The organism is Pseudomonas sp. BN411 (genome assembly GCF_029871235.1).
In the GTDB taxonomy this organism is placed as follows: domain Bacteria; phylum Pseudomonadota; class Gammaproteobacteria; order Pseudomonadales; family Pseudomonadaceae; genus Metapseudomonas.
The window spans coordinates 56,440-80,172 of sequence record NZ_SSOM01000082.1; the positions used below are offsets into that span (position 1 = coordinate 56,440).

Below are 23,733 nucleotides of genomic sequence, written 5' to 3' on the forward strand. Positions count from 1 at the left end.
GGGGTCCATGCTAACGCGCGTGGATTCGCGCGGGCAGTCTCCCGACGAGATAAGCGCAAGTTTGTGCAAGCGGGGCAGAGGGGGCGAGCGGAGACTGGCTCCATCGAAACCGGAGTCACCGTGATGAACCTGTCCCTCTATCTGCTCACCGTCCTGATCTGGGGCACCACCTGGATCGCCATCAAGCTGCAGATGGGCAGCGTCGCCATTCCCGCCTCCATCGCCTACCGCTTTGCCCTGGCCGCCGCCGTGCTCTTCGCCATCCTGCTGCTCAGCCGCCGCCTGCAGAAGCTCGACAGCCGCGCCCAGATGATCTGCCTGGCCCAGGGCCTGTGCCTGTTCTGCGTCAACTTCATGTGCTTCTACACCGCCAGCCAGTGGATCCCCAGCGGCCTGATCGCCGTGGTGTTCTCGACCGCCACCCTGTGGAACGCCCTCAATGCACGCATCTTCTTCGGCCAGCGCATCGCGCCCAACGTGCTCGCCGGTGGCGGCCTCGGCCTTCTCGGCCTGGGGCTGCTGTTCTGGCCGGAGCTCTCGCACCACAGCGCCAGCCGTGAAACTTTCATCGGCCTGGGGTTGGCCCTGCTGGGCACCCTGTGTTTCTCCGCCGGCAACATGCTCTCCAGCCTGCAGCAGAAGGCCGGTCTCAAGCCGCTTACCACCAATGCCTGGGGCATGCTCTACGGCGCCCTGATGCTCAGCGCCTGGTGCCTGGTCAGTGGCACGTCGTTCGACATGGAATGGAACACCCGCTACATCGGTTCGCTGCTCTACCTGGCCATTCCCGGCTCGGTGATCGGCTTCACCGCCTACCTGACCCTGGTGGGCCGCATGGGGCCGGAACGCGCCGCCTACTGCACCGTGCTGTTCCCGGTGGTGGCGCTGAACATCTCGGCCTTCGTCGAGGGCTACCAGTGGACCCTGCCAGCGCTGTTCGGCCTGGCCCTGGTAATGGCCGGCAACGTACTGGTGTTCCGCAAGCCCAAGCCGGCCATGCCTGCCACTGCCACGGCGGGCCGCGTATGAGCGCCGGGCAAGTGGTGCGCAGCCGCGATTTCATTGCGGACAGAGCCTGGGGCGCGCTGGACATCGCCAACCTCGACGGCACCACGGTGCGCCTGCACTGGACCGACCAGCCCTACATCTGGCACGTCAACGATGGCCAGGAGGTTTTCGTGGTGCTGGATGGCGAGGTGGAAATGCGCTACCGGGACGCGGGAGAAGAACATCGGGTCCAGCTGGGCGTGGGGGATATCTTCTACGCCGGAATCGGCTGCGAGCATGTCGCCCATCCCAAGGGAGCGGCACGCATTCTGGTGATCGAGAAGGAGGGCAGTGTCTAGTCCGACTTCAACCGTTGAGAGGATGGCTCAGGTAGAGCGCGACCTCTTCAGGCGCCACCTCGGTCGGGTCGTAGAGCATGGTGTTGAGGCCGCAGAAGGTGAAGCCGGCGCGTTGGTAGAAGCCGATGGCCGGGTGGTTGCTGGTCTGGGTTTCCAGCCACAGGCAGCGCATTGCCTGGCTGCGTGCGTAGGTCATGGCACCGCCCAGGAGCGCCCGGCCGATTCCCTGGCCCTGGTGATTTGGTGCCACGAACAGCGCGCTCAATTCGGCGCTGCGGTTCCAGGGCACCAGGCGCACGCAGGCGAAACCGGCCAGGCTGCCGTCGCGGGCCTCGGCGGCCAGGGCGAAGTCGGCATCGGCCACGTCATCGGGGAAGCCCCTGGCGTCATAGGCCTTGTGGAAGGGCTCGGGCAGCGCTTCCTCCACCAGCCGCAGGGCCAGGCCATCGGCCTCGACCCGCCAGATATGGGACGTGCAGTAGGAGGCATCGAATGCGGCGAGCCGGTCGCTGTCGGCCGGTACGCGAAGGGGACGGTAGTTCATCGTGGACATCCTTGTGGGGCGTCAGCGGAATCTCGCGAACACCCGTTCCGACAGTAGCAATGCGGCCATTACCGGATAGCAGAGGTAATGCACCAGCAACAGCAGGACGCCCATGGGGCTGGGAGTGTCCTGCAAGGTCATCATCGCCAGCAGTCCTAGGTATAGCAGCCCGAGCAGGCCGCCGTAGCCAAGGACGATGCGCCAGCGCTCGCCCGGTTCCGGTGCGCGGTGCTGGATGAAGCGGAAGGCCAGGGCCAGCAGGGCGGCCGTGGCGGCGGCGATCAGCAGGGTGGCGAAAATGCCGCCAACTTTGGCGAAGCTGCGCAAGAGCAGGTTCAGGACGATGGTCAGGGCCACGCCGCCGACGGCGTAGCGCATGGGGAGCGACATGGTGGTTCCTCGGGACCGGGACGGGGATAACTCTAGCTGAGAGGCCATGAACGCACGTCGCGTTGGGCCTCGCTGCGCTCGGCGCCAACCTACGGGGGCGTCACAACTCGACGCCGAGGCCGAAGCGCTTCTTCAGCACCCGATCCAGCAGCGATCTCGGTACCCAGCGTGCCAGCAGGGGCAGGGCGCGGCTGCCGTTGCCGATGCGTACCAGCGACGGGCGCGGTTTGCGTTGCACCGCGGCAAGCAGGGTGCGGGCGAAGTCTTCGGCCGGGGTGGGATTGTCCTGGGAGGCGCGTGCGCGGGCGCGGATGCCTTCGCGCACCGGCCACCAGGGCGAACCCTCGGCAATCAGGTTTTCCGCCTCGCGGGTGGCGCTGGCGCCGAAGCTGGAGGCGATGGCGCCGGGCTGCACTTCCATCAGGTCGATGCCGAAGGGCGCCAGTTCCAGGCGCAGGGCATCGGAGAGGGCATGCACGGCCGCCTTGGAGGCGCAGTAGGCACCGGCGAAGGGGGTGACCAGCACGCCGGAGACGCTGCCGATGTTCACCACCAGGCCACGGCGTTTGCGCAGCAACGGGAAGCAGGCGCGGGTCACGTCCACCAGGGCGAAGACGTTGGTGTCGAACTGCTTGCGCAGGGCCTCGACGCCGCCGTCCAGCAGCGGCCCCATGGCGCCGAAACCGGCGTTGTTCACCAGCACGTCGAGGCCGCCTTCCTCCCGCTCCAGGCGCGCGGCGAGGGCCGCTACTGCGGGCTGGTCATTGACGTCCAGTGCAACGGCGGTGAATCCGGCGGCTTCCAGCGCGGCCAGGTCCTGAGCCTTGCGGGCGGTAGCCCAGACGCTGTAGCCGGCGGCCTTGAAGGTGTTGGCCAGGGCGCGGCCGATGCCGCTGGAGCAACCGGTGATCAGGGCGGTGGGGGTGGGCATCTCGAGTCCTTTGCAGAGGTGGCGTCCGGTTCACCCTCTCCCCAGCCCTCTCCCTGTAGGGAGAGGGAGCCGTCCGTGCCACCGTCGAGGTTTGCGCGGGTTGTTTGTCTCCCCTCTCCCGCTTGCGGGAGAGGGGCCGGGGGAGAGGGTGCTCTTGGTTCAGTCGACGAATGTGCCACGCAGATTGGCGGCGCGAAACTCCAGGGATTGTGCGCGATAACCCTGGCGAATGGGCGGCAGGGCGAGGCAGTCCTGCCATTGGGCACCCGGCTGCAGTTCGGAAGGGCCGAGGTAGCGCGGACGTTCGTAGCTGGGCTGGGCCAGGTTGATGGTGTCGCCGGGGCGGAAGGCCTGTACCTGCCAGGCGAAATCACGCAGGACCGCGTCGCCGCCGTTGCGTACCTGGATCGACAGCGGGCGGTCGGAGGGGCAGCTTTGCGGAGCGTAGGAGAGCTGGATATCGAGGCGGGAGAAACGGCGTTCCGTGCCGCGTTCTTCCCAGAGCACCCAGAGGGCGATCAGGGCCACGCCGAGGACGGCCGCCAGGGACAGCGGCAGGGCCTTGGCCGGGTAGCGCAGCAGCAGGATCAGCCAGGTCAGGAAGAGAACGGCGCCAATCAGCATGGAAAGACCTCCTTGAGGCCTTCCATGCTAGCAAGAGTGCCTATAACCGAGGAGCGAGCTTGCTCGCGAAAGGTCGCCCCTTCGCCAGCAAGCCGGCTCCTACAGGTCAGCGGGCGATGCTGTGCACCGTCGCGCTTTGCGGCGCGCGGCCATAGACGTCATCCAGACGCTCGATGTCGTCTTCACCCAGGTAGCTGCCGGACTGCACCTCGATGATCTCCAGCGGAATCTTGCCCGGGTTGGCCAGGCGGTGCACGGAGGCGATCGGGATGTAGGTCGACTGGTTTTCGGTGAGCAGGAACACCTTCTCGTCACAGGTCACCTGGGCAGTGCCGGAGACCACGATCCAGTGTTCGGCACGGTGGTGGTGCATCTGCAGCGAAAGCTGCGCACCCGGCTTCACGGTGATGTGCTTGACCTGGAAGCGGCCACCCATGTCCACCGAGTCGTAGGAACCCCAGGGGCGGTACACGGCGCAGTGGTTCTGGGTTTCGCTGCGGCCATCGGCATCCAGCTTGTTGACCAGCTTCTTCACGTCCTGCACGCGGTCCTTGTGGGCGATCATCATGGCGTCCTTGGTTTCCACCACCACCACGTCGTCCAGGCCGATCACCGATACCAGCTTGCCGTTGCCGTGCACCAGGCAGTTATGGCTGTCCTGCACCACCACGTCGCCCTTGGTGACGTTGCCGTCCTGGTCCTTGTCGTGCACTTCCCAGATGGAGCTCCAGCTGCCCACGTCGTTCCAGCCGGCGGAGAGCGGCACCACGCAGGCACGCTCGGTCTTCTCCATTACCGCGTAGTCGATGGAGTTGTCCGGGCAGCAGGCGAAGGTGGCCGAGTCGATGCTCACCGCGATGCCGTCACGCTTGCTGCGCTCCAGGGCCAGCAGGCAGGTGTCGTAGATGTCCACGTCGTGGTGCTTCAGCTCTTCCAGGAAGCGGCTGGCGCGGAACAGGAACATGCCGCTGTTCCAGAAGTAGTCGCCGGACTCCACGTACTGGCGGGCCAGGTCTTCGTTCGGCTTCTCGACGAACTCGGCAACGCGGCTGATGCCATCCGGCAGGCGGACATCGGCCTTGCTGCGGATGTAGCCATAACCGGTTTCCGGGCGCTCGGCGGGAACGCCGAAGAGCACCATCTCGCCCTTCTCGGCGGCGATGGTGGCCAGTGCCAGGGCCTGCTGGAAGGCACGCTGGTCACGCAGCACGTGGTCGGCCGGAAGCACCAGCATCAGCTCGTCACGGCCTTCGGCCAGAAGCTGCATGGCAGCGATCGCCACGGCCGGCGCGGTGTTGCGGCCGAAGGGCTCGAGCAGCATGGCCTGGGCCTGGATGCCGACGGCGTCGAGCTGCTCCTGCACGATGAAGCGGTGATCCTGGTTGGCCACCAGGACGGCCTGTTGCATGCCGTCGAAGTTCAGGCGCAGCAGGGTCTGCTGGAAAAGGGTCTGATCGCCGGTGAGGGCGAGGAACTGCTTGGGATACTGCTTGCGCGAAAGAGGCCAGAGGCGAGAGCCGCTACCGCCAGAGAGGATCACGGGAATCATGGTGTTTCTCCTAGAACTGTCATGGTTTGAGGGCACTGCTTCCATCGATCACATTTCTTTCTTTCCCGCCCTCTGCGTGGCGGGTAATGACCGGCGCGGTTCATCCCGCGCCGGTTCTCGCTCCGTTGAGGCCTGGCCTCAGGATTCGGCCGGGCGCTTGACCCAGACCGGGGAGAGCTTGCCGCCGCTGCCGGTGATGTAGAGGCAGACCACTTCACCGCGCTGCAGGGAGATGGGCTTGAGGTCGCTGACCTTGCGGGTGCCATCGAACAGGGCGAGGCCGACTTTCACCGGGTTGATCTCGCGTTCGCCACGACCCTGCGGAGCCACATCCTCGACGACCGGGGTCTTGCCGTCGGCGGTCTTCAGGGTGAGCTTCGCGTCGGACAGGTTCTGCACGCGCAGAAGGGCCTTCTGCTTGTTCGTGTAGGGCGGTTCTTCCACCAGTTGCGGGTTCTTGCCGGTCTGGTTGACCAGGGTGTAGTAGCGGTCGGCTTCCAGCTTCACCGGGAGGTTGCTGCTGCCGACCTGGGCGCTGTAGTTGCCCGCCGGGAGGAACTTGAAGTCGCTGGAGCCGAGCGGAGGTACGTCGTTCAGCGCAGTGTTGCCGACGTTGATGCTGAGCTCGCTGCTGCTGGCGTTGTAGGCGCGGACGAATGCGGAGCCCTTGGGCGCCTGCGGGCCGTACAGGCCACCTTCATCTGCCTGGGCCTGCAGGGCGCCGAGGCCGAGCACGAGGGCGCAGGCATAAGACGTCCAGCTGCGGTTGTTCTGTCGGTTCATGAGGTGTTCCTCCATCTGCTCTCTTGATCGGGCCGGTTTCGGCCCTGTTTTCCCCTCGTGAGGGGAGATTCAGTTACCCGAGCGCGAAGCCAGGCGTTCATCGGTGCCGGCGCCCTTGCGCAGGCCGGCGATCCATTCGGGGTCGAAATCGGACAGGTCGCTCAGCATCGGCAGGTAGCGTTCCGGGAATTCCCAGATCACCAGCTGCGGCGGGGCGTCCTTCAGTTCGTCGCTCTTGAGGTACTTGAGCATCGGCAGGATCGGCCCGTGGCCGTCCTCGGCGTGGTTGACCAGGTCACGCTGCAGGGCCTGGCGCAGGGCACCGGCGAAGTTCCACTTGTCGTTGGCGCTGTAGCTGGTGCCCACCAGCACCACCGGTACATCGCTTTCGGCGAACAGGGCGTCGTCACCGGCGGACCCTTCGTTCTCGCTGCGGGTGGAGCGTTTCTGCAGCTGGTCCGGAGCCGGCATCAGGTTCTCGAACAGCGGGTCCAGGGGCAGGAAGCGGGTCAGGTCGCCCTTGTAGGCATCCTCGCCCTGGATTTCAGTCACGTACTGCTGCGGCGTGCCACGCAGGCTCATGGCCTCGCCCACGGCCTTGCCCAGGCTGCCGGCCACGGCTTCGGCGCCCAGCGGAGTCCAGTGGGTATCGGTCCGCAGGAAGACCTGGCCGTTGTCCTTGGCCTGTTCCAGGGTGGCGAGCAGGTCAGGGGCGAGGATTCCGGCCTTGCGCGCCACGCCACGGAAGCGCTCATAGAGGTCCTGGCGCAGGGCGGTGGGAGTGGTTTCGCCCACGTACTCGGGGTAGAGGCGGGACTTGGACGGGATGATGGCCAGCACCAGTTCCACGTTGTGCCGCGCCAGTTCGTCGCGCACGCCCCCGATCAGTGCCAGGTTGTCACGCACATGGCGATTGCCCTCGGCTACCGGGTCGAACTCCTCGTCCGAGTAGAGCCAGCCGTCCTGGCCGATGACCACGCCCTGGCGGCCTTCGCCGAACAGTTTGTAGTCCAGCAGCGCCCAGAGGTTGGTACCCAGTTGCTTGATCGGGAACTGGTCGTCGTAGCGCTTCTCGAAGGCCTGGGCCAGCTTGCCGTCCAGCACGCTGGTTTCACTGGACACGGAGAAGCCCAGTACCCCGCGCAGGGACCACAGGCTGAGGGCCAGCAACAGGGCGGAGAAGAGCAGGATGTAGAGCAGGTTCAGGGTTCTGTTCATGGTCGGCTCCACTCAGAACTGGAAGTACAGGAAGGGCGAGAAGCTCTGCGCCGAGAGCTTCAGCACCGAGGCGGCGAACAGCAGGAGCACGGCGGCGTGGAAGGCGAGGGCGCCGAGCTTCACGCGGCTGACGGTGAGGGTGGCGCTGCCGTCTGCATTGATGGCGATGCCGTCGTCCTCATCGCGGGCCTTCGCCTTGGGCGCGCCGGCCAGCGGCTGGGCGTAGAACTGGCGGATGCCGAAGATGGCCAGCACCACGTAGGCCAGCACCAGGGTGGCGATCTGCAGGCTGGTGAGCTGGGCGCGATTGAGTTCGGAGAGGCTCCAGTCACCGAAGCTGAACATGGCGGCGTACATGCGCCAGGCCACATCCAGGTTCTCGGCGCGGAAGATCACCCAGCCGATCACCACCAGCAGGAAGGTGAGGGCCCACTTCAGCGGGTTGAGCGCGCGCGGCGCGGCGTTCACGCCCAGTGCGCGTTCGATGGCCAGCCAGGTGCCGTGCCAGGCGCCCCAGATGATGTAGGTGAAGTTGGCGCCGTGCCACAGACCGCCCAGCAGCATGGTGAGGAACAGGTTGCGGTAGGTCTGGAACGTGCCGCCACGGTTGCCGCCCAGGCTGATGTACAGGTAGTCCCGCAGCCAGGTGGACAGGCTGATGTGCCAGCGCCGCCAGAACTCGGTGATGGACTGGCTGATGTACGGCTGGTTGAAGTTCTCCATGAAGCGGAAGCCCATCATCAGGCCGAGGCCGATGGCCATGTCGCTGTAGCCGGAGAAGTCGAAGTACAGCTGCGCGGTATAGGCCAGCGCGCCGAGCCAGGCATCCCCCGTTGTCGGGTCGGAGAGGGCGAAGCAGTGGTCGGCGATCGGCGCGATGCTGTCGGCGATGAAGACCTTCTTGATGAAGCCCTGCATGAAGCGCGTGCAGCCCTCGGCGAACTTGTCCACCGTGTGGGTGCGATGGTTGAACTGGTCCACCAGATCCTTGAAGCGCAGCACCGGGCCGGCGATCAGGTGCGGGAAGATCGCCACGAAGGCCGCGAAGTCGATCAGGTTGTGCGTCGCCGGGGTGTCGCCGCGGTAGACGTCGATGATGTAGCTGATGGACTCGAAGACGTAGAAGGAGATCCCGATCGGTAGCAGGATGTGCGTGAGCACGAAGGGTTCCATGCCGAACGAGGTGATGATGGCGTTGAGGCTGTCGACGCCGAAGTTGGCGTACTTGAAGTAGCCGAGGACGCAGAGGTCCACGACCACGCCGAAGAGCAGCCATTTCTGCGCCGTTTTCGTGCGCACGCCGGCCGCACCGATGCGCAGGCCGATCCAGTAGTTGAAGACCGTCACGGCGGCGAACAGCGCCAGGAAGTCGATGCGCCACCAGGCGTAGAAGATGTAGCTGGCGACCAGCAACAGCAGGTTTCTGTAGCGTGTCCCGACCAGGTAGTACAAGCCGAGGAATGTCGGCAAGAACAGGAACAGGAACACGTTGGAAGAAAAGACCATCCGAGTCTCTCCGTTGAACGTTTGATATCAGGCCCGCCTGCGGTGGCGGGGGCGTTTTTTCTCCCCTCTCCCTTTGGAAGAGGGGCCGGGGGAGAGGGGGCCGAACTCCGTGCAGAGCCCAATTCCCCTCACCCCAGCCCTCTCCCTTTGGGAGAGGGGGCTATCTGTGCCATGCCGAACACATGCGCCGGCTGCTTCAGCGTCCTCTCCCGCTTGCGAAAGAGGGGGCTGTCCGAGCGGGGATCAACTTCCCCCCTCCTTCTTCGGGTGGAAGACCTGGGTCACGTCCCCGCCGAGGCGGAAGGTCTTGTAGGGGCCCATCTCGTCCTTGAGTTCGAGGGTTTCCGACGAGCACTGGTAGAGCGAGCACCAGGGCTCCAGCCAGGAGAACTTGCTGTGTTTCTTCAGCTCGCTCATGTCCTGGTCCTTGCCGGTCTTGTCACTGAAGTCGTCCTGGTCATCCACGCCGGCCAGCACCTTCTTGCCGAGGCGGCGCAGTGCGCCGTCGTTCTCCTCGCGCAGGTCCACACCGTTGGCCTGGGCGAAGCTGGCGATCATCGCCAGCGGCGGCAGGCTGTAGTTGTGGTAGGCCAGGGCGCGCTGGCGGCGCTTGAGTTCGTTGGGCAGGAAACCGTCCTCGTCCACCTGGCCGGCGGCCACGCGGAACTGCGCCACCGACCAGTCGAAGAGGTCCTGGCGGTTGGTCGCAACGGCGGTGGCCATCACCGACCAGGCGGCCCAGTAGGAGTGGTTGTTGATCTGTTTCAGCGGCAGGTCGCTCCAGTCGTGCACCACCTGGTCGGCCAGGCGTGAGAACCAGGATTCGATCACCCGGGTCTGCGCGGAGTACGGCGCCAGCGGCTGCGATTCGGAGAACTTCAGGCGCAGGTAGGCCGACGCCATGCTGCCCAGCGCCCATTTGCGCATGGACTTGCCGGTGTGGTTGTACTCGGTGCTCAGCAGGGCGTTGGCCTGGGCCCAGCTATCCAGCCATTGCAGGGTGCATTCGAGCTGGGTGCGCTGGCCCTTGCGCATGTAGTCCGTGACCATCTTGCTGACACCGCGCTCCATCTCGGTGATGGCGGCAGTCTTCTCGCGGAAGGCTTTTTCCGCTTCCGGATTGAGCGTGGAGCGGGCCTTGTCGGAGCCTTCGTACTTGCTGCGGAACTCCAGTTTGGCGGTGTAGGGCGCCGGTGGCGCCTTGCAGGTGCCGCCGGACTTGGCGTTGCCCGCGACGGGCGCGAAATAGCCTTTGGGCGGCACCAGGTCGGCGGCATGGGCTTGCCCTGCGAGCAGCATGCCCGCGAGCAGGGGAGCGATCAGCCAGTGTCTGGTGTTCATGGGAACCTCCTCTTCCTCACTCGGCGTTGGCCGTGAGGTTGCCGCCGCCATTGCCGGGACGCGCGCAGACGCTGACGTCGACGCTGAGTTCCTGGGGCATGGGTTCGGGGCTGTGGACTTCCAGGGCGAGCATGTTCAGGTCGGCCCAGTCGGCTTCATTGCGCAGCTCGAAGGCGTAGCGCCCGCCGGTGTCGATGCGGTCGCTCTGTTCCAGCTTGAAGTTTTCGCGACGGCCGTTGAGGTACCAGACGGTGGTCTTCAACTCGTGGATGGACGGATCGCTGAGGCGCAGGTCCACCTGGTAGTCACGGCCGCGCAAGGGGAGGCCGTTGCTGTTGACCAGCACTTCGTTGGCGCCGGGCTTGAGCTTGATCTTGTTCTTCAGGACCTTGGTGCGGCCTTCGCAGCCGTTGTTCACCATCGGCACCGCTTGGCGATAGAAGCTCGCCTGGGCCATGTCGTAGTGGGTGGCGAATTCCCAGATCAGCACCTTCGGCGTGTTCTCGTGGAATTCCTTGCTGCTCATGTACTGCATCAGGGCGCTCTCGAAGCCACCGCCGCTGACCGCCATGTTGAGCACCTCGGCGCCGCTGTGTTGCTGCAGGAAGCCGGCGAAGTTGTAGGCCGGGCCGCTGTTACTGGTGCCCACCAGGACCACCTGCGGGTTGGACTCGTCGCCGAACAGGCTGTCGCCACTGCCGCCGTCGCCCGAGGCTTCGGTCTCGTAGCGGTCGACATACTGGGTCGCGTAGCCGGTGCCGCAGAACTGCGCCGCGGTCTTGTGCAGGGTGCCGGCCTTGGGCAGCAGGCCCACCACCTTGCTCTCGTATTCCTTCTTCGGGATGTCGCCGAAGCTGGGGATCTGCTTCAGGGTCTCGGCCACCAGCTTGGCGGTGCGGTCTGCACCGGCAGGCGTCCAGTGGTGGTCGGCCTTGAAGTAGTAGTCGGTGTCCACGCCCTTCTCGTCGAACAGCGGCGAGAGGTCGGTCACCCAGATGCCGGCCTTGCGGAAGTGGTCCACGGCGGCGAGGTAGTTCTTCTTCGCCAGCTCGTAGTTGAAGTGAGCCTTCTCTTCCGGGGTCAGCTTTTCGCGATCGATCAGACCACGGGTGGGTTGGTAGACCACCATCAGCTCGACGCCCTTGGTCTTGAGCGCATCGCGCAGGCGCTTCAGCTGGCTCCAGCCGAACTGCGAGGTACCGAAGTCGGTACGCAGGTCGTTCTCGCTTCGGAACAGCCAGTCGCCCTGTCCTTGCACCAGGGCGGTGAAGAAGCTCAGGTACTTGGTGTTGTAGTTGGCCGGATTCTGCGCTGCGGCACAGAGCGGGCCGGTCGCCTGCACGCTGTACTCGGGCGCCGCGTGCGCGCCCTGGGCAGCGGCCAGCAGGGCGGCGGCCAGGGCGGAGGGGGTGAACCACTTGCGGGATAGTCTGGTCATGGGCGGATACCTCAGTCCTGGAGCTCGGCCTGGCTTTCGACGGGATCGATCAGCACCGCCTTCTTGCGGCGCACCATCAGGTCGAGGATTTCGTCCTGCTTTTCGCCGAGTACGCCGGCGAAGCTGATGCCGGTGGATTTGCTCGGGGCGAGCAACTCGACGCGGTACAGCTCGACCGACAGCGGCGAGTCGATGGAAAGGGGACTGGAACCGTTGCCGGCGAGCTTGCCGCCCACCACGATCAGCGAGACCTTGGTGTCGAAGGGGTCGAGCTTGACGTTCCGGTCGGTGTTGGAGAGGTCCTTGATGTGGCCATACACGCCGGTCAGGCCGTTGGCCGCCGAGAGGTTCTCGTACAGGCGGATGTTCACGCTGTTGCGCACGCGGATGCCGTGGCGCTGGTTGCTGAGGATTTTGTTGCCCCACAGCAGGTTGTTCGAGCTCTCGTAGAGGGTGATGCCGTCGGAATGGTTCTGGTACACCTCGTTCCAGGCCACGAGATTGTTCACCGAGTTACGGTCGATGACGATGCCCGAGAGCTTGTTGTCGTAGGACTTGTTGTGAACGATCCAGCTGTCGTCCACCTCACGGGAGATGATGATCCCGTGCTTCTTCTTGGTCCCGAAGACGGTGTTGTGGGCGATGAGCAGGCCCTTCGAGCGGTCGTGGGGGTCGATGCCGTAGACGATGTTGTCGCGGTAGGTATTGCCCTTGATGACCACGTTTTCGGCTTCGAAGCAGTAGAAGCCGTACCAGTGGTCGACGAACTCGGAATCCAGCAGCCAGCCGGTGGGCGCGGTGCGCTTCAGGCGCTTGGCCTGGCCCGGGGTGTACTGGGTGATGGAGACGCCATAGGACTTGGAGTTGTCGTAGCCCAGGCTCGTGACCTTGCTGCCGACGATGTACAGCTCGCTGCCGCCCCAGGACACCAGGAACGGGCGGAACTCCTCGGGCTTGTGGAACCAGGCCGGCGACTTGTTCTTTTCGTTCCAGGCGGTGAGCTGGGTACCGGTGACGAACAGCTTGCCGTCGTTGACCAGGAAGGCGCCGCGCTCCTGGGAGAGGCGGAAGTCCTTGGTCTCCTTGCCGATCTGCAGGCTCGCGCCCTGGGCCACCACCAGCGGCAGGCGGGCGAGGTACACGCCCGGCTCGGTCTCGCTGAACTGGCTGTCGGGCAGGGCCTTGGCCAGGTCTTCCGGCGTCACGTAGCCGCCCTCGACGAAGATCGCCTGAGGCATGCCCTGCTGGCGCCGGACCCATTCGCGCAGGCGCTCGTTACCGCCGATGAAGTCCTTCAGCGCATCCTGCTGGAGCATGCGTCGGACCACCACGCGGCCGCGGGTGCCGCGGTCGATCTTCGCTTCCACGGCCTCGGCCGTGTAGCCGGTCATGTCCGGCAGCTTGGGCGTGTCCAGGTGCAACTGCTCGACGGGCGCGGTGAGCACCTTGTAGTTCTTGATCGGCTTGAGTTGCTGGGTCAGCTCCTCGCCCTGGACCCAGGGCGAGGCGAACTGCAGGGCGCCAAGAATGACGCCCCCCGCCAGCAGTGTGGTTCCCATGCCACGTTTCATGGCTGTTCCTCCCTTGCGCCCAATGCCCATCAGAAGCGCCAGATGAAGTCGACGAAGGCGCGGTGCATCACCGAATCGGTGCCGCTGGCATAGGCATCGCCGGGCTTGAACACGCCGCCACGGAAGCGCACCAGGGCCGAACGCTCGTCCATGTGCTCGGCCATGGAAGCCGGCAGCAGGCCCTGCTTGAAGTAGCGGGTGACCACCAGGTCCATTTCCTGGCCGATGTCTTTCTCGCCGTCTTCCAGCGGCGCGATGATTCCGCTCTGGCCGACGTCCTGGTTGTCGTCCACGCGCCAGAAACGGTGGTAGACGACGCTCGCGTCGTAGTCCTCGCCCATCTGCCAGGACGTGAAGGCGGTGGCCACTTGCAGGTTGCTCAGCTCGCCGCGGAAGGCTTCACCGAAGCGGTGCATGCGGGCTTCGGTGCCGGTGAAGTTGGAGCGGTTGCTCTCAAGGCCGGTCTGGCGGAACTGCTCGGAGCTGTCGTTATCGCCACCGCCGCTGCCACGGGCGTAGGCGCCGCCGACCTTCCACTGATCGTCGATGTTCCAGCGCAGGCCGAGGTCTACCGCCCAGGCATCCACGTCGACATTGCGCTTGCCGCTGGCAACGTTCTGGTTGCCCACCGGCGTCTGCTGCAGCTCGTCCACGTCGCCGGTCAGCCAGGTGGCCTGGGCCCAGTAGTTCAGCGGCAGGGTGGAGCGGCGGTCGAAGAAGCCGCCATCGGCTTCCAGGCCCAGCCAGGTCAGGTCGCCGGTGGTGCGCTTGTCCAGTTCATCCACTTCCTCGCCGACGTTGGGCAAGTCGCCGTTGTCGCGGCTGTGGTGAAGCTTGGCGCCGACCCAGTGGCCGGGGCGCCATTGGGTGGAGATGTCGCCGAAGAAGTGCTGGCGGTCTTCGTCTTCCGGGGCCAGTTCGTCGATGTCGGTGCGGTAGTCGCTGAAGCGCTCGGCGACGCCGGCGTGGGCGCGCAACAGGGTGGTGTCGAAGCTCCAGCGCAGGGCTTCGATGTTGGTGTCCCACCAGGTGCCTTCCTCGCTGCGGACGCGCTGGCGGCCGAAGCGCAGGTGCTCGCCGGGGTAGGCGGTGAGGCCGCCGTAGTCGACCCAGAACTCGCGCATGGCCAGGTAGCTCTTGTCCGGCTCGCGGCCGTTGTTGCGCTGGCCGGCGTCGGCTTCGATGTCGCTCGATTCCAGGGTGTCGGTCTCGACGATGTCGGTAGCGGTGACCGCCTGGCCCATGGCGAAGGCGCTCCATTCGCCGCGCTCGCCATAGACCCAGGGGCGCAGGTCGAGACCGATACCATTCACGTCGCCGCCATCACGGGTGCCGAGGTCGCGGTCGTCTTCCGATTGGGCCGTGATCTTCACGTCCAGCCCGAAGTTCTTGCCGTCGGGCTCGGCAGCGTGGGCGATGCTTGCGGCTAGCAGGGACAGGCTGAGGCCTGCCTTGATCCAGGGGTTCTTGTTCATGGGTTTCTCATCTCTCTCGTTCCGCAGCCGTGCCTTTCGTAGGTTGTGGCTGAGCTGTGCGAAGCCCAACGTCTGCCGTACTCCGCTGTTGGGCTTCGCTGCGCTCTGCGCCAACCTGCGGGGGAGCTGCGGAGGGGGATTCATAGGCTGCTCATCTGGGTGTCTGGAGCTGCAGCGCCACGAGCTGCGCGCTCTTCACGCAGCAGTTGCTCGGCACGAGCGCGGTCGGCCGGTGGCAATTGCTGCGCCACCTGCTGTGCCAGTTCCTGGGCCTGCGGGGTGTTCTTGGGCAGGGCCAGTTGGCTGAAGACGTAGGCATTGACCAGGTTGCGCTGGACACCCTTGCCCTGGACATACATCTGGCCGAGGGTGAAGTCGGCGTTGATCTGGCCGTTGCGGGCGGCGCTCAGCAGCCGCTCGAGGGCTTTCTGCGGATCGATTTCACCCAGGTAGCCGCGCAGGTAGATCTGACCCAGCAGGTAGTTGGCGCGGGGTTCGGTCGGCGCGGCCTTCAGCAGGTGTTCCTCGGCCTTCTTCGGGTCCAGCGGCACCAGCTTGCCTTCGTAGTAGAGGCGTCCCAGCAGCAGCTCGGCCTGGGGGAGGGACGCGGCGCGGCCTTTCTCCAGGTAACCCAGCAGCTGTTCGGTATCGCCTTGGCCCGGGTAGTCGTAGAGCAACTTGGCCAGGCTGACCCAGGCGGCGGGGTAGGTGGGCGCGACGGCTTCCAGGAGTTCTTTGGCCTTGCCGTCGTCCGGCTTGCCCAGGTCGGCGTCGGCCAGCACGTTGGCTACCGAGTCCACGCGCTGGGCGGGAATGCGCCCGGCGCGGTAGCCGGCCATCAGCTGGTCCAGCAGCTTCTGCTGGGCATCGGCGTTGCCCTGCTTCTGGTAGACGGTGGCCAGCTCGACGTAGCAGACATCGGCCAGGGCCAGGTTGCGGGTGCAGATCTGTTCGATCTCGCCCAGGTGCTGATCGTAGGTGCCCTGGGTGCGATAGAAGAGGATCTGCGCCAGCTCGGCCTGGGTGTGGCCTTCGGCACGCCACTTGGCGATGCGCGCCGGCACGTTCACCTCGGGGAAGTCCTGAGGGTATTGCAGGTAGAGCATCACCAGTGGCAGCAGGCTGCTTTCCTCTCCGGCGGCGAAGGACTCTTCCAGCAGCTGCGCGGTTTCGCGGCGCTCGGCCGGATTCAACTCGGTCTTGCGCGCCAGCAGCTTGCCCAGGCGTGCCTTGGCGCGGGGCGACTGGTCCATGGCCTGGCGATAGGTCTGCTCGGCCTTGGCGAGCTGCTCGGGGTCGCCGCTGGCCACCTGCAGGTCGGCCAGGCCGACTGCGGCGTCGGCATAGCCGAGATCGGCCAGCTGGCGGAAGTTCTGCTCGGCGGTGGCGTTGTCACCGCGCTTCAGGGCTTCGCGGGCGAGGCGCTCGTCGGGCAGGCCAGCGCAGCCGGCCAGGGCGACGGCCGCGGCCAGCAGCAGGACGGGGGTAGCGTGATGGGCCATGGCGGCGCCCTCCTCAGAAACCTGTCGCCAGGGCGCGATCGATCAGCCAGTCGAGGGACGGGCCGCGATCGACGCTGACTTCCACCGGCTGGCCGGCGAGGGTGCTGGGCAGCGGCTCGTCGGGCTGGATGGTGGTGCGGATGTCGGCGGACATGCTGCCGTCGTGCAGGTTGCTGCTGAGGATCTTGCCGTGGCGTACCTGGTCCTCGCCGGCCACCTGGAAGGTGACGCGGGCACCAGGCTTGGCCTGGGAGATATTGCGGAACGGGAAGCGCGCCTGGACGGTGGCCTGGGTGTCCTGGGGGACCAGTTCGAAGATCACATCGCCCTTGCTGGCGAACTGGCCGTCGGCCACGAGCTGGCGGACGATCTTGCAGTTGCACGGGCTGGTGAGGGTGCCCTTCATCTGCTTGCCGAAGAGCTCTTCGACGTTCTTCGGGGTGAGCTGGTCGTCGGTCAGGTGGCCCTTGAGCATCTCCAGCATGGTGGCGCTGAAGGACGCGATGGGCGCACCTTTCTCTACGGTGGCATCGGCGCTCACCAGGCTCTGCACGGTGCCTTCGCGCGGCATGGTGACCTGCATGGAGGGCACCGCCACCATGGCCGAGTCGGCGTGGGTGACGAAGTACAGGCCGTACAGCGAATTGAGGATGTAGCCGAAGGCAGTGACGCCGACGACGAAGATGCCGGCGCTGAGGCCGACCGCCTTCAGACGCGCCAGCGGGCCCATGCCGCCGCCCGCGCCGCCCTTGCGCGGCTTGGTGAAGTTCTCGCGCTGCAGGGTGTTGAGCAGGTCGCCGGCGCTGACCAGCTCGCCGGAAAGGTGGGAGCTGATCAGGTAGCGCAGGGTAGCGATATCGCGCGGTTGCAGGCTGTGGAAGACGCAGCCGACGCGCTCGTTGCGCGCATCCACGGCACGCACCTGGAACTCGACGTCCAGGCCGAGGCTGAGGCCGTCGATCTGGAACATCAGGCGACCCTTGTGGTGGTCTCCGATGTTGGCGCCGGAGCGCCCGCCGGTGAAGGCGAAGCCGCCGGCGGAGACGTCCAGCAGCGACGCTTCGAAGCGTTCGCCGCGAGCGATGTAGCGGACTTTGCCGGGGATCTTCACCCGCGCGTGCTGGCGCTGGGCTTCGGATTCATGCACCACATTGAGATTGACGGCTGTATTCATGGCTTCGATTCCTGTCAGGTTCCTTGTGCTCACACGATCGCCAGCAGCGTGGCGATGAATACGCTTGTCGCGGAGAAGGTCATGGCGCGTGAGGACCAGGTGTTGAACCAGCGCGAGAAGCTGGCGAGGTCACGGTTGAGCTTGGTGTTCTGGCGGGTCCAGGACTGCTGGTCGAGACGGAAGAAGACGTAGATCTTCACCAGGGCCCCGACGATCTGGTTGTAATAGAGGATCAGCGGGTAGGCCGGCCCGATCCGGTGCCCGGTAATGCTGAGCAGCAGGGTCAGGACGAAGCGGGTAAGACCGATCCACAGCAGGTACACCAGCAGGTAGGCGATGCTGTACTTCAGGCTGGCAATGATGGCCACGGCCAGGCCCAGCAGGCAGGTCCACATCGATGCGCGCTGGTCGGCGAGCACCACGGTGGTGAACCAGCCGAGGCGGCGCGGGCCCAGCGCCAGGGCGCGGGAGTTCTGCCGCAGGTTGTTGCCGTACCAGCGGAACATCAGCTTGCGGCTGGCCTTGATGAAGCTCTTCTCCGGCGGGTGCTCGACCGTGTTGATCGCCGCATCCGGCACGTAGAAGGTGTCGTAGCCCAGGCGCATCAGGCTGTACCAGCTGGACTTGTCGTCACCGGTGAGGAACTGGAAACGACCCAGGCGCCAGTGGTCCAGGTGATCGCTTTCCACGTCGGCGATGAAGTCCGGATCGGTCACCACGCTGGCGCGGAACACCGACATCCGCCCGGTCATGGTCAGCACGCGCTTGGAGAGCGCCATGGAGCACATGTTGAGGTGGCGCTGAGCGAAACGCAGCTTGTGCCACTCGCTCATGATGTAGCTGCCGCGTACCTCGCAGAACTCGTTGGTGGTCAGGCCGCCGACATTCGGGAAGAGCTTGAACCAGGGCACGGTCTTCTTCACCACGCCTTCGGCCAGCACGGTGTCGCCGTCGATCACCGCCACCACCGCGTTTGCGTCTGGCAGCTGCCGGGAGATGGCGCGGAAACCGTAGGCCAGGCCATCGCGCTTGCCGGTGCCGGGAATGCGCACGAAGTCCAGCTTGACCCGCGCAGGCGGTGCCAGCTTGGTCCAGAGGTTCTTCACCAGCAGCTCATCGGACAGCTCGACGATGGAGCAGACCACGGTGGTTGGATAGCCGCAGTCGATGGCTTCCTGGATCACCGAGCGGTAGACCATGGCGGTGGTCAGGGCCTCGATGCGGAAGCTCGTCACCATCAGGAACACGTGGGACGGGTCCGCCGCGTTGCCGAGCTTGGCCAGGCGCCGCTTGTACCAGGGGTAGACGAAGTAGAGGAACAGTGTGCCGCGCGCGAAGTGCAGGGCGCCCATGGAGTAGCGCCAAATGCCGACGGCCCCGATCAGCAGCAGGAAATGCTTGGAGTCGGGATCGAAGACGGACTTGGGCAGTGCCAGTGCCAGCAGCATCAGCGCGATGAGGTAGAACAGCCAGCCCGAGGCTTCGAGCAGGCCATCTTTGAGTTTTTCCATTGGGATGATCGTCCTGTACTGGTCGTTTCGGGCATGCCTCCTCCCGCAAGGGGAGGAGGCAGGGCGCTTACCAGCAGATACCCTCGGCGTTGCCTTGGGTGCCCTTGGGCATGAAGCCCACCAGGTCGATCACCTGCTTGCCGGCGGGAGCCTGTTGCGCCAGCGGGGCGAACAGCTCGTCGCGGTTGCCCAGGACGATGATGTCGGCCTTGTCCACCACGGCGTCGAAGTTGCTGTTGAGCAGCGAGGACACGTGGGGGATCTTCGACTCGATGTAGTCCTTGTTGGCGCCGTAGACACGGGCGTACTCGACGTTGCGGTCGTAGATGCTGAGGTCGTAACCCTTGCCGATCAGCATCTCGGCCAGCTCCACCAGCGGGCTTTCGCGCAGGTCGTCGGTACCGGCCTTGAACGACAGGCCGAGCAGGGCGACGCGGCGCTTGTCATGGCCGGCGATGATGTCGAAGGCCTTCTGCACCTGGCCGGCGTTGCTGCGCATCAGCGAGCCGATCAGCGGGGATTCCACATCCAGGGAGGTGGCGCGGTAGTTCAGTGCGCGAACGTCCTTGGGCAGGCAGGAACCGCCGAAGGCGAAGCCCGGGCGCATGTAGTACTTGGACAGGTTCAGCTTGTGGTCCTGGCAGACCACGTCCATCACTTCACGACCATCGACGCCAACGGCCTTGGCGATGTTGCCGATCTCGTTGGCGAAGGTGACCTTGGCCGCGTGCCACACGTTGCAGGTGTACTTGATCATCTCGGCCACTTCGATGTCCTTGCGGATGATCGGGGCGTCGAGTTCGCGGTACAGGGTTTCCAGGACGTCGCCGGCAGCCTTGTCCAGTTCGCCGATGACGGTCATGGGCGGGTAGTCGTAGTCCTTGATCGCGGTGCTCTCGCGCAGGAACTCGGGGTTCACCGCTACGCCGAAGTCCACGCCGGCCTTCTTGCCCGAGCAGTCTTCGATGATCGGGATCACCACGTTCTTCACGGTGCCCGGTAGCACGGTGCTGCGTACGACCACGGTGTGGCGTTCGGCCTTGTCGCGCAGGGCAAAACCGATTTCGCGGCAGACGCCTTCGATGTAATCCAGCGACAGGTCGCCGTTTTTCTTGCTCGGGGTGCCGACGCAGATGAAGGACACCTGGGTATCGCGCACGGCACCGGCAACATCGGTCGTGCCGCGCAGGCGGCCAGTCTTCACGCCCTGTTGCAGAAGTTCTTCAAGGCCAGGCTCGACAATTGGCGATTTGCCATTGTTGATCAGGTCGATCTTGGTCTGAGAGACATCGACGCCGATAACTTCATGACCACGAGCAGAGAGGCAGCCGGCGCACACTGCACCAACATAGCCCAAACCAAAGATGCTGATTCGCATCGTATTCACCTCGTCCTTTCAGCACGCTGTTTAATATGTGACGTAAATGTCACTTCCGTTTGCACCGTTATGTCGCAACTGCAACTTTGCGGTGCACAGGCATGATTAATACCGGACGCCAAATTTAGGGCGCCTGAACTGGGTATGTGGTATTGCTTACCCGGGTAGAGTCCTGAGCTGATCGCCGCAACGGCTCTGGCTCGTTGGTTTTGTCCAGTAGGTCGAGTTTGTTGCGCTTCTCCTTAATAAACTTCTTTGGTTTTCACCAGATAAAAACTACCCCTCGGCTTTACGCCGATAGTTATCCAGGCAGTTGGAATTCACACAGAAAAAACGTGTGCGGAATTTAGGTATCGGGGGGTATGAGTATCTGCGTTTTCGGATAGTTCCTACCGTTCGTCCCCGGTTTGGTTTATTGCAGAATCTTGACTGCGCACGATTCCGCTCTGACGGAATGCTCAGAGTTTTGCGGTTCTAAAAAAGTTCCTGATAGTGCAAATTCCAATTTTTTCCGTGATTGCATTTTGCAAGTTGGCCACTACGTGAAGTTAAGTTGGCCAGTATCTAAAGGTAAGTTTTGAAGGCTAAATGATCTTGAAGTGATATTGGATTTGCGATTTGGAGGCGGGATTTGCGGAACATGCGTGCCAGGTTTGGCCGGTGATCGATGCCAGCGGGGGAGTGCGATTTTTCGATCGCCGATGAGGGGCGGTGAAGCGGTGGGCGGGGCACCGGGAATTGTTGCGTGTTCCAGGTGTCGTGGGTTGGCGTGGGTGGCCACACCACTCATACGCCCCCCAAAAAAAGAAAACCCCGCCGGTCGGCGGGGTTTTCTCATTTCACTCCTGCGGTTCGTCGCGCAGGAAAACCAGGCTGTCCGGCCCGGAGTGCTCCGCCGAGTAGCGGTAGCCCTGGTAGTTGAAATCCTTGAGGCCTTGCGGGTCCTGCAGGCGCTCCTTGATCACGTAGCGGGCCATCAGGCCGCGGGCCTTCTTGGCGTAGAAGCTGATGATCTTGTACTGGCCGTTCTTCAGGTCCTTGAACTCGGTGTCGATGATGCGGGCGTTCAGGGCCTTGCGCTTCACCGAGCTGAAGTATTCGTTGGAGGCGAGGTTGAGCAGGATGTCGTCGCCCTGGGCCGCCAGGGCATCGTTCAGCCAGCCGCTGATGCGATCACCCCAGAAGGCGTAGAGGTCCTTGCCGCGGGCGTTGGCCAGCTTGGTGCCCATTTCCAGACGGTAGGGCTGCATCAGGTCCAGCGGGCGCAGCAGGCCGTAGAGGCCGGAGAGCATACGCAGATGCTGCTGGGCAAAGTCGAAGTCGGCTTCGCTGAAGTCTTCGGCGTTGAGGCCGGTGTAGACGTCGCCCTTGAAGGCCAACAGGGCCTGCTTGGCGTTGTCTGGGGTGAAATCCGGGTGCCAGCTGCCGTAGCGCGCGGCGTTCAGGCCGGCGAGCTTGTCGGACAGGTGCATCAGCTCGGCGATCTGCGCGGGGCTGAGTGCGCGCAGTTGCTGGATCAGCTCCTGGGAATGGTCGAGGAACTCCGGCTGGGTGAAGCGCGAAGTGGCCGGCGGGGTCTCGTAGTCCAGGGTCTTGGCAGGGGAAATCACCAACAGCATCGAATCGTCTCCTTCGGGAACGGGGCGATTCTAGGGATTTGCGTCGGTTGGCTCCACCTATCCCGCCGATAGGCAGGCTGGATGCAGGAACGGAATGACCGCCTGGGGCGGAAAATTCGGGAAATTTCGAGGGAGGGGACTTTCGACTTTAGCGGGCGATCCCCTACGCGCCAAGGGGTTTTTGTCGCACTGTGAAAAAAGATCCGAACAGGCAAAAAAGTTCTTTTTTCTGTCATCCCGAATGGAGTAAAAAAAATACAGACCGCCGAACCCTGCAGACAGGTGGCGGCCATAGGCCCTCACCTTGTTGGCTCCATCCTCTACCCGGCATGACCCGGAGCGGGGAGGTCGGCGGTCCCCCGCGGCGGAGCGCCTATCTGGCATTCCGTCGCCTGGCCCTATAAGAAGGTGACCGAGTATGGATGACCACGGACGCTCCAGCCCTACCGCTCCAACCTTGTACGCGCTCGACACCAACGTCCTGATCCACGATCCAAACGCCTTGTTCAACTTCCAGGAACACCACGTGGCCATTCCGATGACCGTGCTGGAGGAACTGGACAAGCTCAAGACCGGCAAGCAGGGCGTTGCCGCTGAATGCAGGCAGGCCATCCGTAACATCGACAAGATCCTCAGTGGCGCAACCCCCGAGGAAGTGGAGCACGGAGTACCCATCCAGCGAGAGAAAAGCGGCCCTTGCGGCTTCCTCTCGATTCTCATGAGCAAACGCGCAGCCCCCATCACCTGGCTGCCTGAAGACCTCAACGACAACAAGATCATCAACCAGCTGGTGGAACTGAAGAGCCGCAAGCCGGGCATGTCCGTGGTGCTGGTGACCAAGGACATCAACATGCGCCTGAAGGCGCGGGCCTGCGGGATCGACTCGGAGGACTACCACACCGACCAATTGGTGGACGACGTCTCCCTGCTGTCCCGTGGCTACCACGATATGCCGGGTTCATTCTGGGACCGCGTGAGCACGGTGGAGACGCGCCAGGACCATGGCCGGACCTGGCACCGTGTGCAGCTCACCGACAACCTTCCAGCCGTGCACGTCAACGAGTTCATCGTCGACGAGCAGGGTTTCGTCGGCTGGATCAAGGGCATCAAGGCCGATGAGCTGCTGATCCTCGACCTGCATCAGGAACCGCTGCTGCACCAGGAAGCCTGGGGCCTACGCCCGCGCGACGTGTACCAGGCGCTGGCGCTCTACGCATTGCTGGATCCGGACATCCACCTGGTCAACCTCAGTGGCGCGGCGGGTTCGGGCAAGACCATCCTGGCGCTGGCCGCGGCCATCGAGCAGACCATGGTCAGCAAGCGCTATCGCCGCATCATCGCCACCCGCAGTGTGCAGGGGCTGGATCAGGAGATCGGTTTCCTGCCCGGTACCGAGGCGGAGAAGATGGAACCCTGGCTGGGGGCGATCACCGACAACCTGGAAGCCCTGCACATGGATGACGAGAACACCCACGGCAGCGTGGACTACATCCTCAGCAAGGTGCCGCTGCAGTTCAAATCCCTGAACTACATCCGCGGCCGCAGCTTCCAGCAGAGCCTGATCATCATCGACGAATGCCAGAACCTGACGCCGCACCAGATGAAAACCATCATCACGCGTGCCGGTACTGGCTCCAAGGTGATCTGCCTGGGCAACCTGGCGCAGATCGACACTCCTTACCTTTCCGCGCCGAGCTCCGGCCTGACCTACCTCACCGAACGCTTCAAGGACTTCCCCCACGGCGTGCACATCACCCTCCAGGGCGTGCCGCGTTCCGTGCTGGCCGAGTTCGCCGAAGCCCATATGTGACCTCAGTATCCCGTCGGGCGGCA

The 23,733-nt window shown here is 64.4% G+C and carries 20 protein-coding genes; 3 read left to right on the top strand and 17 right to left on the bottom strand.

All coding sequences use genetic code 11. The annotated features are described in order from the left end of the window. Positions 1-123: 123 nt before the first annotated feature. The gene (locus E8F06_RS25135) at positions 124-1,029 is read left to right on the top strand and encodes a DMT family transporter (protein ID WP_280372020.1); all 906 of its coding nucleotides are present in this window, start codon (positions 124-126) and stop codon (positions 1,027-1,029) included. Then, complete coding sequence (locus E8F06_RS25140; RefSeq protein WP_280372021.1) at positions 1,026-1,346, top strand: cupin domain-containing protein; 321 nt, start codon at positions 1,026-1,028, stop codon at positions 1,344-1,346. The genes E8F06_RS25135 and E8F06_RS25140 overlap by 4 nt, the downstream gene beginning before the upstream one ends. A 7-nt stretch (positions 1,347-1,353) precedes the next feature. On the opposite strand, the gene E8F06_RS25145 is transcribed toward E8F06_RS25140, so the two are convergent. From E8F06_RS25145 to yaaA, 17 genes are all read right to left on the bottom strand, one after another. Beyond that, positions 1,354-1,890, bottom strand: coding sequence for a GNAT family N-acetyltransferase (locus E8F06_RS25145; RefSeq protein WP_280372022.1), 537 nt, complete (start codon positions 1,888-1,890; stop codon positions 1,354-1,356). Between the two features lie 21 nt (positions 1,891-1,911). Next, positions 1,912-2,280 carry a hypothetical protein gene (locus E8F06_RS25150; RefSeq protein ID WP_280372023.1) on the bottom strand — a complete coding sequence of 123 codons (369 nt, stop codon included), beginning with the start codon at positions 2,278-2,280 and terminating at the stop codon, positions 1,912-1,914. 100 nt (positions 2,281-2,380) lie between these two features. Continuing rightward, a complete protein-coding gene (locus tag E8F06_RS25155; RefSeq protein ID WP_280372024.1) occupies positions 2,381-3,211 on the bottom strand; it encodes an SDR family oxidoreductase in 831 nt (276 codons plus the stop codon). Positions 3,212-3,370: 159 nt separating this feature from the next. Continuing rightward, the gene (locus E8F06_RS25160; RefSeq protein WP_280372025.1) at positions 3,371-3,835 is read right to left on the bottom strand and encodes a multidrug transporter; all 465 of its coding nucleotides are present in this window, start codon (positions 3,833-3,835) and stop codon (positions 3,371-3,373) included. 106 nt (positions 3,836-3,941) lie between these two features. Continuing rightward, the gene (locus E8F06_RS25165) at positions 3,942-5,384 is read right to left on the bottom strand and encodes a mannose-1-phosphate guanylyltransferase/mannose-6-phosphate isomerase (RefSeq protein ID WP_280372026.1); all 1,443 of its coding nucleotides are present in this window, start codon (positions 5,382-5,384) and stop codon (positions 3,942-3,944) included. Positions 5,385-5,522: 138 nt separating this feature from the next. Beyond that, positions 5,523-6,167: an alginate O-acetyltransferase AlgF gene (locus E8F06_RS25170; protein WP_280372027.1), complete on the bottom strand. Its 645-nt coding sequence runs from the start codon at positions 6,165-6,167 to the stop codon at positions 5,523-5,525. Positions 6,168-6,236: 69 nt separating this feature from the next. Then, positions 6,237-7,385 (bottom strand): alginate O-acetyltransferase, encoded by a 1,149-nt coding sequence (locus E8F06_RS25175; protein WP_280372028.1) that lies wholly within the window; start codon positions 7,383-7,385, stop codon positions 6,237-6,239. A gap of 12 nt (positions 7,386-7,397) precedes the next feature. Then, positions 7,398-8,891 carry an MBOAT family protein gene (locus tag E8F06_RS25180; RefSeq protein WP_280372029.1) on the bottom strand — a complete coding sequence of 498 codons (1,494 nt, stop codon included), beginning with the start codon at positions 8,889-8,891 and terminating at the stop codon, positions 7,398-7,400. A 243-nt stretch (positions 8,892-9,134) separates the two neighbouring features. Beyond that, positions 9,135-10,232 (bottom strand): mannuronate-specific alginate lyase, encoded by a 1,098-nt coding sequence (locus E8F06_RS25185; protein WP_280372030.1) that lies wholly within the window; start codon positions 10,230-10,232, stop codon positions 9,135-9,137. A 16-nt stretch (positions 10,233-10,248) separates the two neighbouring features. After that, complete coding sequence (locus E8F06_RS25190) at positions 10,249-11,670, bottom strand: alginate O-acetyltransferase (RefSeq protein WP_280372031.1); 1,422 nt, start codon at positions 11,668-11,670, stop codon at positions 10,249-10,251. A gap of 11 nt (positions 11,671-11,681) precedes the next feature. After that, positions 11,682-13,229 carry a mannuronan 5-epimerase AlgG gene (algG, locus tag E8F06_RS25195; RefSeq protein WP_280372032.1) on the bottom strand — a complete coding sequence of 516 codons (1,548 nt, stop codon included), beginning with the start codon at positions 13,227-13,229 and terminating at the stop codon, positions 11,682-11,684. A gap of 41 nt (positions 13,230-13,270) precedes the next feature. Then, positions 13,271-14,716 (bottom strand): alginate export family protein, encoded by a 1,446-nt coding sequence (locus tag E8F06_RS25200; protein ID WP_280372033.1) that lies wholly within the window; start codon positions 14,714-14,716, stop codon positions 13,271-13,273. Positions 14,717-14,856: 140 nt separating this feature from the next. Next, positions 14,857-16,218 (bottom strand): alginate biosynthesis TPR repeat lipoprotein AlgK, encoded by a 1,362-nt coding sequence (algK, locus tag E8F06_RS25205; RefSeq protein ID WP_280372034.1) that lies wholly within the window; start codon positions 16,216-16,218, stop codon positions 14,857-14,859. A 13-nt stretch (positions 16,219-16,231) separates the two neighbouring features. Beyond that, entirely contained in the window at positions 16,232-17,392 is a 1,161-nt protein-coding gene (locus E8F06_RS25210; protein WP_280372035.1) for an alginate biosynthesis protein Alg44, read from the bottom strand. Positions 17,393-17,421: 29 nt separating this feature from the next. After that, on the bottom strand, positions 17,422-18,903 hold the full coding sequence (gene alg8, locus E8F06_RS25215) for a mannuronan synthase (RefSeq protein ID WP_280372036.1): 1,482 nt from the start codon (positions 18,901-18,903) through the stop codon (positions 17,422-17,424). A 67-nt stretch (positions 18,904-18,970) separates the two neighbouring features. Next, complete coding sequence (gene algD / locus E8F06_RS25220) at positions 18,971-20,281, bottom strand: GDP-mannose 6-dehydrogenase (RefSeq protein WP_280372037.1); 1,311 nt, start codon at positions 20,279-20,281, stop codon at positions 18,971-18,973. A gap of 839 nt (positions 20,282-21,120) precedes the next feature. Further along, a complete protein-coding gene (yaaA, locus tag E8F06_RS25225; RefSeq protein WP_280372038.1) occupies positions 21,121-21,900 on the bottom strand; it encodes a peroxide stress protein YaaA in 780 nt (259 codons plus the stop codon). Positions 21,901-22,318: 418 nt separating this feature from the next. On the opposite strand from yaaA, the gene E8F06_RS25230 reads away from it, so the two are divergent. Beyond that, the gene (locus E8F06_RS25230; RefSeq protein WP_190827386.1) at positions 22,319-23,710 is read left to right on the top strand and encodes a PhoH family protein; all 1,392 of its coding nucleotides are present in this window, start codon (positions 22,319-22,321) and stop codon (positions 23,708-23,710) included. The last annotated feature ends 23 nt before the right edge of the window (positions 23,711-23,733 follow it).

Excerpts from the sequence above, each read along its gene's own strand:
- E8F06_RS25135 (WP_280372020.1), top strand. The coding sequence starts at position 124 with ATGAACCTGTCCCTCTATCTGCTCACCGTCCTGATCTGGGGCACCACC.
- E8F06_RS25140 (WP_280372021.1), top strand. The coding sequence starts at position 1,026 with ATGAGCGCCGGGCAAGTGGTGCGCAGCCGCGATTTCATTGCGGACAGA.
- E8F06_RS25145 (WP_280372022.1), bottom strand. The coding sequence starts at position 1,890 with ATGAACTACCGTCCCCTTCGCGTACCGGCCGACAGCGACCGGCTCGCC.
- E8F06_RS25150 (WP_280372023.1), bottom strand. The coding sequence starts at position 2,280 with ATGTCGCTCCCCATGCGCTACGCCGTCGGCGGCGTGGCCCTGACCATC.
- E8F06_RS25155 (WP_280372024.1), bottom strand. The coding sequence starts at position 3,211 with ATGCCCACCCCCACCGCCCTGATCACCGGTTGCTCCAGCGGCATCGGC.
- E8F06_RS25160 (WP_280372025.1), bottom strand. The coding sequence starts at position 3,835 with ATGCTGATTGGCGCCGTTCTCTTCCTGACCTGGCTGATCCTGCTGCTG.
- E8F06_RS25165 (WP_280372026.1), bottom strand. The coding sequence starts at position 5,384 with ATGATTCCCGTGATCCTCTCTGGCGGTAGCGGCTCTCGCCTCTGGCCT.
- E8F06_RS25170 (WP_280372027.1), bottom strand. The coding sequence starts at position 6,167 with ATGAACCGACAGAACAACCGCAGCTGGACGTCTTATGCCTGCGCCCTC.
- E8F06_RS25175 (WP_280372028.1), bottom strand. The coding sequence starts at position 7,385 with ATGAACAGAACCCTGAACCTGCTCTACATCCTGCTCTTCTCCGCCCTG.
- E8F06_RS25180 (WP_280372029.1), bottom strand. The coding sequence starts at position 8,891 with ATGGTCTTTTCTTCCAACGTGTTCCTGTTCCTGTTCTTGCCGACATTC.
- E8F06_RS25185 (WP_280372030.1), bottom strand. The coding sequence starts at position 10,232 with ATGAACACCAGACACTGGCTGATCGCTCCCCTGCTCGCGGGCATGCTG.
- E8F06_RS25190 (WP_280372031.1), bottom strand. The coding sequence starts at position 11,670 with ATGACCAGACTATCCCGCAAGTGGTTCACCCCCTCCGCCCTGGCCGCC.
- algG (WP_280372032.1), bottom strand. The coding sequence starts at position 13,229 with ATGGGAACCACACTGCTGGCGGGGGGCGTCATTCTTGGCGCCCTGCAG.
- E8F06_RS25200 (WP_280372033.1), bottom strand. The coding sequence starts at position 14,716 with ATGAACAAGAACCCCTGGATCAAGGCAGGCCTCAGCCTGTCCCTGCTA.
- algK (WP_280372034.1), bottom strand. The coding sequence starts at position 16,218 with ATGGCCCATCACGCTACCCCCGTCCTGCTGCTGGCCGCGGCCGTCGCC.
- E8F06_RS25210 (WP_280372035.1), bottom strand. The coding sequence starts at position 17,392 with ATGAATACAGCCGTCAATCTCAATGTGGTGCATGAATCCGAAGCCCAG.
- alg8 (WP_280372036.1), bottom strand. The coding sequence starts at position 18,903 with ATGGAAAAACTCAAAGATGGCCTGCTCGAAGCCTCGGGCTGGCTGTTC.
- algD (WP_280372037.1), bottom strand. The coding sequence starts at position 20,281 with ATGCGAATCAGCATCTTTGGTTTGGGCTATGTTGGTGCAGTGTGCGCC.
- yaaA (WP_280372038.1), bottom strand. The coding sequence starts at position 21,900 with ATGCTGTTGGTGATTTCCCCTGCCAAGACCCTGGACTACGAGACCCCG.
- E8F06_RS25230 (WP_190827386.1), top strand. The coding sequence starts at position 22,319 with ATGGATGACCACGGACGCTCCAGCCCTACCGCTCCAACCTTGTACGCG.